Annotated in this window: 8 protein-coding genes; all 8 read left to right on the top strand. The window is 46.7% G+C overall.

The window, feature by feature from the left end:
- Positions 1-2 precede the first annotated feature (2 nt).
- A complete protein-coding gene (locus tag BN338_RS07565; RefSeq protein WP_039760640.1) occupies positions 3-290 on the top strand; it encodes a hypothetical protein in 288 nt (95 codons plus the stop codon).
- Positions 283-624 (top strand): hypothetical protein, encoded by a 342-nt coding sequence (locus BN338_RS07560; protein WP_039760637.1) that lies wholly within the window; start codon positions 283-285, stop codon positions 622-624. The genes BN338_RS07565 and BN338_RS07560 overlap by 8 nt, the downstream gene beginning before the upstream one ends.
- Complete coding sequence (locus BN338_RS07555) at positions 590-829, top strand: hypothetical protein (protein ID WP_244427635.1); 240 nt, start codon at positions 590-592, stop codon at positions 827-829. Before BN338_RS07560 ends, BN338_RS07555 begins: the two co-directional genes overlap by 35 nt.
- The gene (locus BN338_RS07550; protein ID WP_019222480.1) at positions 826-1140 is read left to right on the top strand and encodes a DUF2730 family protein; all 315 of its coding nucleotides are present in this window, start codon (positions 826-828) and stop codon (positions 1138-1140) included. The genes BN338_RS07555 and BN338_RS07550 overlap by 4 nt, the downstream gene beginning before the upstream one ends.
- Positions 1137-1493, top strand: coding sequence for a VpaChn25_0724 family phage protein (locus tag BN338_RS07545; RefSeq protein WP_039760634.1), 357 nt, complete (start codon positions 1137-1139; stop codon positions 1491-1493). Before BN338_RS07550 ends, BN338_RS07545 begins: the two co-directional genes overlap by 4 nt.
- On the top strand, positions 1456-2037 hold the full coding sequence (locus tag BN338_RS07540; protein WP_019222482.1) for a phage protein Gp27 family protein: 582 nt from the start codon (positions 1456-1458) through the stop codon (positions 2035-2037). The genes BN338_RS07545 and BN338_RS07540 overlap by 38 nt, the downstream gene beginning before the upstream one ends.
- Complete coding sequence (locus BN338_RS07535) at positions 2030-3655, top strand: hypothetical protein (protein WP_051018514.1); 1626 nt, start codon at positions 2030-2032, stop codon at positions 3653-3655. The genes BN338_RS07540 and BN338_RS07535 overlap by 8 nt, the downstream gene beginning before the upstream one ends.
- 12 nt (positions 3656-3667) lie before the next feature.
- A partial coding sequence (locus BN338_RS07530) for a DUF935 domain-containing protein (protein WP_083868450.1) occupies positions 3668-5123 on the top strand: 1456 nt, incomplete at its 3' end.

Genomic DNA, 5123 nt, shown 5'->3' with positions numbered 1-5123 from the left:
GTATGAAGCCCTCTTATCGTGGTTCTCGACGTTATTTATGGTGGTCCTTTTGGTTTGCTTGGGGGGTTATTTTTTTGCTGATTGCTGGTGGTTTGTGGGGCGCACCACGTATTGTTGATATGGCGGCGATTTCTATTCCCTCGATGGTGGCGATTATCGTTGGGAATTTGGGTGTGCATCGTGGTTTTGGTTCTGTGGATTTTTCCCATAGGAAGCATTCCCATAAGTGGCATAGCAGCTCCTATGATGGTGTGGAGATAACGGGGTGGGGGAAGAAGCGCAATGTTTAGCTCTGTTTCAAAATTGTCTTTGGGTTTGCTTTTTTTGGTCAGTGTGATGTTTGCGGCTTTTGGCTTTATGAAAGGGCAAATTTTAAAGGCAGAAAAGGCGCGTGATGTGTATTGGCGTTTGGAGATTGCCAAGGTTTCTTTACAAGCACGGCTTGAACAAGTGAGGCAAAGAGAGGCAGCGCAAAAAGCAGAGCGTCGCGCACAATCGGTGATTTCTACTTTGGAACAAAAGCTTAGAAAAATGGAGGAGGTCAATGCAGCATTGCCAACTATTTCTGGTGATGGCATTGGGCTTGAGCGTGTGCGCTTGCTCAACACCCAAGCTGGAGGGTAACTTTTCTTCTCAGTTTTTATCGGTTGAATTGCCGCCTGTTGTTCATAGGGCATGTCAGCGTCCTTTATTGTTGCCGGAGCGTGCTTTGAATGCGCGTGAAGTGGTGCATTATTGGAGCCGTGACCGTGCTGCTTTATTGATCTGCGAACAGCGTAGACAAGCTGCGGTTAAAGCGCTTTTAATGAAGCAAGGAGAGGGTTCGTGAATTTGGATATTAGTGTGGCGAATGGCTGGTTGTCTTTGCTGTTGTCAATTGTTGCGATTTGTGGGGTTTTGAAAGCTTATTTTTCTTCAGGTACGCGGGAAATACTGAAAGATATCACGGCGCTTAAGGAGCGTGTGCAAAAATTAGAAACAGAGGTGGATTTTTTGCCTGATCGTGATGCGTTGAAAAGATTGGAATTGAATATGGAGAAATTGAACGGTCGCCTCAATACGCTTTCTGCGCAGTTGCAACCCGTGGCAGCGATTGGCGAGCGCTTGCAAGAGTTTTTATTGGAGAATGCCAAGAAATGAAAGCAGATATGGATAAAATTATTCGTGAAGAAGCGCGGTTGATCATTTTAAAAGGACTGCTTTGTGAACATAGCGAAACCTTATCGAGTGCGATGATTGAGCGGCTTTTATATAGCTATGGTATCCGGCGAGATCGGGATTTTGTGCGTAATGAACTGGCTTTTATGGAAGAACAAGGGGCTGTTACGCTAAAATGCGTGGGTTCTGTTTTGCTTGCGACTTTAACGGAACGTGGAGCCCGTCATTTAGACCGTAGCTTTTCGATTGAGGGGATTAAGCGCCCCAAACGTTCATCAATAAGAGACGAGGTGAAGGATGCGCAAGGTTGGGCGTGGACGTTTAACGGCGATTGATTTATTGCCGCAAGCTTGTGATCAAATCATTGCAGCGGCGGCTGAGGCATTAAATGGGCGCGAAAAGACGCAAATGGCTATTTATGGTGAGTTTAAAGCGGCTTTGAAGGCTTTACAAAAAGACACGGGTTTAAACTTTTCTATCCCCTCTTTTTCCAGTTTTAATCGTTATTCTTTGCGGTTAGCGGTGATGTCAAGACGCTTAGAACAAACAAGAGAAATTGCTGCCAGCCTTTCGCAGCGCTTTGATGCTAAGGCTTCTGATAATATCACTCTGTTGACAGCAGCGGCGATTAAGGAGCTTATTTTTTCCACGTTAAGCAGCGGGAAAAGTCTTTCACCAAAGGCAGCGCAAGAATTAGCCAATGCGCTCAAAGGCGTCTTGGCGGCTGAACATTTGTCGACCACGAGACGGCAAAAGTTAGAAAAGGATTTTACTACCAAAGCAAGCAAAGCGGTTGATGTGGCGGCAGCAGCGGCGGGTCTCTCAGAAGAAACAGCGCGGGCTATACGTGCGCAAGTTTTGGGGGTAAAACATGGGTGAGGAGCGTGAATCTTTTGAACAGATTGCTTTTAAAAGTCATGCTCATGAGCATCAGAACAGCGATGAGATTTGGCAGACAAGTGCTTTTCCCAAAGAGATCGATCCCTTAGCGGATGGGGTTTTGATGGCGCATCAACGGGCATGGATTGAGGATAAGTCCCCGTTAAAACTGGTGGAAAAGGGGCGGCGGACCGGCATTACTTTTGCAGAGGCTTTGGATGATACATTGATTGCGGCGGCAGCGCGTGAGGCTGGTGGCGATCATGTTTTTTATATTGGTGATACCAAAGAAAAGGGTCGTGAATTTATTGGCTATGTGAGCAATTTTGCTTCGGCTATTACGAGTCACAGTGGTGATGTAGAGGAATTTTTATTCTCAGATCAAAGGGCAGATGGTTCAACGAAATATATTTCTGCCTATCGTGTGCGTTTTGCTTCGGGGTTTCGTATTGAAGCGCTTTCTAGTCGCCCTGAAAACATTCGGGGTTTGCAGGGCATTGTGGTGATTGATGAGGCGGCGTTTCATCAAGATGTGCGCTCTGTTTTGGATGCGGTGAATGCTTTGCTGATTTGGGGAGGCAAAATCCGTGTGATCTCCACCCATAATGGTGTGCTTAATCCTTTCAATGAACTGATCCGTGAGGCGCGAGCAGGCAAAGTGCCTTTTTCGGTGCATCGTTATCCTTTTGGTGAGGCGGTTAAAAATGGTTTGTTTAAACGGGTTTGTGCCATGAAGGGGGCGGTGTGGAGTCGACGTTCTGAACGACAATGGGAAGAGCAAATCCGCGCCTCTTATGGAGTGCGTTTGAGTGCGATGCGCCAAGAGTTAGATGCCATTCCAGCCGATCAAGAAGGGGCGGCTTTAACGCGTTTGCAGATTGAAAACTGTTGTGCGCCAGGGATTTCGGTGCTGCGTTTTGCCTGTGTGGATGATTTTAAAACCCAATCGGAAGATCAACGAAGTCAAGTAGCTTTTTCTTGGTGTGAGAAATATGTAAAGCCTCTTCACGCTGGGCTTGATCGGCGGCGTCAACATGTTTTTGGTGTTGATTTTGCGCGCAGTGGTGATGCCACCTCCCTTGTGGTGATGGAAGTGGGCCAAGATTTGGTGCGCCGTGTACGCTTTATGGTGGAATTGCGCAATACACCGTTTGATCAACAAAGAGAGATTTTATTTTATGTTGTGGGTGGTTTGCCGCGTTTGTTGGGTGGCGCATTAGATGCGCGGGGCAATGGAGCTTATTTAGCCGAAAAAGCTGCTCAGCGTTATGGAGCCTGCGTGCAAGAGGTCCACTTGTCACAAAGTTGGTATGGCAAGGAAATGCCGGCTTATTTAGAAAGCTTTGGGGATGGGACGATTGTTTTGCCGCGAGAGAGTGACATTGTTGCCGATCATCAAGCCCTTGCTTATGTCAATGGCATTGTAAAAATTCCCGATCATCATCGTTTTAAAGGCAGTGATGGTTTTATGCGCCATGGTGATAGCGCCATTGCTTGTGCTTTAGCTTATTTTTCCAGCCGGCAAACGCCTGAAATTTATGACTATATACCTGTTCGGGATATTTATATTTTTGATGAAACCCCGTTTTTTTCAACAACAAGATCAAAGATTTATTGAGGGAATTGTGAGATGGTAAAACTGGTTGATCAATGGGGCAGGGCGCTTCATATCAAAGGATTGGAACGTGAAGTGGCAAGCCCTACTGTTGGGGGACTTCGTGATGTATGGTCACAAACAGTTGTCAGTGGTCTCACTCCTGCGCAACTTGCCGATATTTTGCAGCAGGCAGCAGGGGGTTCTCCAGACCAGTTTTTTCAACTTGCCGATGATATGGAGGAGCGTGATTTGCATTATCGTGCTGTGCTTGGCATGCGTAAAAATGCACTGACAGGTGTGGAACCAGGGGTCATGGCGGCAAGCAATAGTGCCCAGGACAAAAAGATAGCGGATGCGGTGCGAGAAGTGATCAGTGCGCCGACTTTTGTTGATGATTATGTGACGGATTTGTTAGATGCTTTGGGAAAAGGTTATGCGGTTGTTGAAACCTTGTGGGACAAGAGTGCCAAGGAATGGTTTCCGGTTGCTTGGAAATGGCGTGATCAGCGTTTTTTTCAATTGGATCGTCGGGATGGTTTTCATTTGCGTTTAAAAGAAGAGGGGTCTCTTTATGGAAGTGAATTGCCTGCTTATAAATTTTCTATTCACCGCCCAAAGCTTAAAAGCGGTTTGCCTATTCGTTCTGGACTTGCACGTCTTGCGGCTTGGGCATTTTTGTTCAAGTCTTATACCTTGAAAGATTGGATGGCTTTCTTAGAAGTTTATGGCATGCCTTTGCGTGTTGGGAAATATGGGGCAAGCTCTTCTCATGAGGAACGACGTGTTCTGATACAAGCGGTGCGTGATTTATCCAGTGATGCGGCGGCGATTATCCCTAAAGAGATGGAGATTGAATTTATTGAGGCAGCAGGGGGCAGTGGCAATGCGGTTTTTGCTGCGAAGGCTGAATATTTAGATCGGCAGATATCGAAAGGCGTGTTGGGGCAAACCATGACGACGGATGATGGTTCGTCTTTTTCGCAAGCGCGCATTCATGAAAATGTACGCCATGATATTGCGCGTGCTGATGCACGCCAATTAGCTTTGACGGTTAATCGTGATTTGATTGTTCCCTTTGTTGAGATTAATTTTGGATGCCAAGAGCGCTACCCTTTTGTCTATTGGGCGATTTCGGAAAATGAAGATATTAAAGCCATCAGTGATGCGCTGGAAAAACTTGTTCCCTTGGGGTTGCGTGTTGGTGCCCAAGAAGTGCGCAATAAGATTGGCTTTTCGCAACCAACAAAGGAAGAGGATGTTTTAAAGGCTCCTTTCCTTACACCTGATGATGAGATGGGAGAAAAGGCGCGTGTTTGTGCTGATTGTGGCGGTGCTTTTGATGTTTGTGTGACAAGAAAGCAGGGTGAAGGAGAGCAGGGTGGGGCAGAGAAGCATGGTGAGAGCCCCTATGATGAATTGGACCGGCTTTCTGAAGAGGCTTTTGATGTTTGTGTGACAAGAAAGCAGGGTGAAGGAGAGCATGGTGGGG

The organism is Bartonella queenslandensis AUST/NH15, from assembly GCF_000312585.1.
Lineage (GTDB): Bacteria > Pseudomonadota > Alphaproteobacteria > Rhizobiales > Rhizobiaceae > Bartonella > Bartonella queenslandensis_A.
The sequence above is the reverse complement of the archived record's forward strand: the minus strand, read 5'-3'. Positions and strand labels throughout refer to the sequence as shown.